The organism is Streptomyces viridosporus (assembly GCF_002078235.1).
Lineage (GTDB): Bacteria > Actinomycetota > Actinomycetes > Streptomycetales > Streptomycetaceae > Streptomyces > Streptomyces viridosporus.
This window is the reverse complement of the sequence record NZ_MSGP01000747.1, coordinates 1-2416: the sequence shown is the minus strand read 5'-3', so window position 1 is coordinate 2416 and position 2416 is coordinate 1. Positions and strand designations below refer to the sequence as shown.

Below are 2416 nucleotides of genomic sequence, written 5' to 3'. Positions count from 1 at the left end.
TGCGGCCGGTGTCGCGCAGGGCGCGCAGCCGCAGGGCCTGGAGGGGCTCGTCGAGGGGGTGGGCGTCGCACAGGGCGGTCAGCTCGGGCAGGCACTGCTCGGCCCGGCCGAGGGCGAGGGCGGCGGTGTGGCGGGCGCGCAGCGCGTCCAGGCGCCGGGTCCCGGCGCGGGCCGCCTCGGCGGTGCGGTCGGGGAGGTCGGCGAGGGCGGGCCCGTGCCACAGGGCGAGGGCGTCGTCCAGCAGGGCGCCCGCCTTGGCCGGGTCCCCGTCGGCCAGGGCGCGCAGGCCCTCCCCGGCCAGCCGCTCGAAGCGGTGCAGGTCGACGTCGTCGGGCGCGGCGGTGAGCCGGTAGCCGCCGTCGACGGAGGCCACGGCGTCCGCGCCGAGCACCCGGCGCAGCCGCCCGACCAGGGCCTGCAGCGCTCCCGTGGCGTCGGCCGGCGGTTCGCCGCCCCAGACCTCGTCGACCAGCAGGGGCACGGGGACGGTACGGCCGGCCCGCAGGGCGAGCACGGTCAGCAGCGCACGCAGCCGCGCCCCGCCGACGGGGACGGCACCGCCGTCGGGGCCGAGTGCCTGCGTGGTGCCGAGGATGCGGTAGCGCACGGGGTCCATTGTCACCGGTGGCCCGGGACCGGCCGGAGGCCGGGGCGGGACGCCGGCCGTCCGGGACGCGCCGGGAGGGCCGGCCGGCGGGCCGGGCGCCCGGCCCGCCCGCGGCCCGGTGCCGGGGCCGGGGCCGGTCCGGCCCTGCCGGACGGTCACCGGCCCGCGCCCGGTGACCGGTCGGCCGCCTGCCGCGGGTCCGCGGGCACCGCGCCCGCGCCGTCCGGTACGCGCCCCACCGGACGGGTGAGCCCGGTGAGCCGATCGCGCCGGCCGCCGCCGGGAACGCCGTCGGCGTCGGCGGGGAGCGGCGGCCGGCTCACCCCGTCGTCCCCCGCGGACGGCTCGCCGTGGCGCTCCGTCCGCCGGTCCTCGTAGCACACGTGCCAGGGCTCCACGGCCTCCACCCTCCTAGGAACCGCCGGTCGGCGCGAGACGTTTTCCCGGTGCGCCCGGTACGGTCGGGCAGCCCCCGCGTGTGCCCACCGCGTGTCCGACAGCCAAGGGAGTCCCGTTGACCACCGCCACCCTCCGCCCGCGCGACCGGCGGATCAGCCCGGTCTTCCTGGGCATCCTGGCCGTGACCGCGGTCACCGGATGGGCCACCTGGACCGGGTTCGCGGCACAGCCCGGCCTGGCCGTGTTCCTGTTCGTGACGGCCGCCTGGATCGTCTCCCTGTGCCTGCACGAGTACGCGCACGCGCGCACCGCGCTGCACGGCGGCGACATCTCGGTCGGCGCGAAGGGCTACCTCACGCTGAACCCGATGAAGTACACGCACGCCCTGCTGAGCATCGTGCTCCCCGTGCTGTTCGTGATCATGGGCGGGATCGGTCTGCCCGGCGGGGCCGTCTTCATCGAGCGCGGCCGGATCCGGGGGCGGTGGCGGCACAGCCTGATCTCGGCGGCCGGACCGCTGACGAACGTCCTGTTCGCCGTCGTGTGCACGGCGCCGTTCTGGCTGGGCGCGCTGGACGGCGTACCGGCCGACTTCCGGTTCGCGCTGGCCTTCCTGGCGCTGCTGCAGGTGACGGCGGCGATCCTGAACTTCCTGCCGGTGCCGGGCCTGGACGGCTACGGCGTGATCGAGCCCTGGCTGTCGTACGGCGTCCGGCGGCAGGTGGAGCCGTTCGCGCCGTTCGGGCTGCTGTTCGTGTTCGCGCTGCTGTGGCTGCCCGCGGTGAACGGCGCGTTCTTCGGCGTGGTCGACTCGCTGCTGAACGCCCTGGGCATCCACGAGTTCGACACGTACTGCGGCTACGACCTGTTCCGCTTCTGGCGGGAGACGAACGGGCTCTGCTCGGTCAGCCGGTGACGGAGCCGTCCCGCGCCCCCCGGCCGCGCTTGAGGTAGTACCAGGCCATGTTGGACGACAGGCCCGCCAGCAGCACCCAGACGACACCCAGCCAGCTGCCCTCGACGAAGGAGACGACGGCCGCGGCGACGGCGAGGAGGCAGACGACGAGGGCGTAGAGGGCGAGTCGCCGGGCCTGGGCGGGAGGAGGCGTGGGGGACATGACTGCTGGCTCCTGTCGGGGGACACTGCTACGCCGTCCAGTGTCCCCCATCGCCTCATACGTCCGTGACCCGGAGCCCGGCGTGCGCCTTGTACCGGCGGTTGACCGAGATCAGGTTGGCCACCAGCGCCTCCACCTGGTGGGCGCCGCGCAGCCGCCCGGCGAAGACGCCGCGCATGCCGGGGACGCGGCCGGCCAGCGCCTGGACGATCTCCACGTCGGCGCGGTCCTCGCCGAGCACCATCACGTCGGTGTCGATCTCGTCGATCTGCGGGTCCTGGAGCAGCATGGC

4 protein-coding genes and 1 pseudogene are annotated in these 2416 nt (G+C 76.1%); 1 reads left to right on the top strand and 4 read right to left on the bottom strand.

The features are described 5' to 3' along the window. A partial coding sequence (locus tag B7L92_RS36965; protein ID WP_143626466.1) for an AfsR/SARP family transcriptional regulator occupies positions 1 to 616 on the bottom strand: 616 nt, incomplete at its 3' end. A gap of 146 nt (positions 617 to 762) precedes the next feature. Then, the gene (locus tag B7L92_RS36960) at positions 763 to 1005 is read right to left on the bottom strand and encodes a hypothetical protein (protein WP_143626464.1); all 243 of its coding nucleotides are present in this window, start codon (positions 1003 to 1005) and stop codon (positions 763 to 765) included. Positions 1006 to 1121: 116 nt separating this feature from the next. Between B7L92_RS36960 and B7L92_RS36955 the strand changes: the two genes are divergently transcribed. Continuing rightward, positions 1122 to 1922 (top strand): site-2 protease family protein, encoded by an 801-nt coding sequence (locus tag B7L92_RS36955; RefSeq protein ID WP_081241516.1) that lies wholly within the window; start codon positions 1122 to 1124, stop codon positions 1920 to 1922. Here the strand turns inward: B7L92_RS36955 and B7L92_RS36950 are convergent. After that, complete coding sequence (locus B7L92_RS36950; RefSeq protein ID WP_174704077.1) at positions 1912 to 2175, bottom strand: hypothetical protein; 264 nt, start codon at positions 2173 to 2175, stop codon at positions 1912 to 1914. The two genes, B7L92_RS36955 and B7L92_RS36950, sit on opposite strands and share 11 nt — an antisense overlap. 4 nt (positions 2176 to 2179) lie before the next feature. After that, positions 2180 to 2416 (bottom strand): annotated as a pseudogene (locus B7L92_RS36945) (NADPH-dependent F420 reductase); the annotation flags it as partial.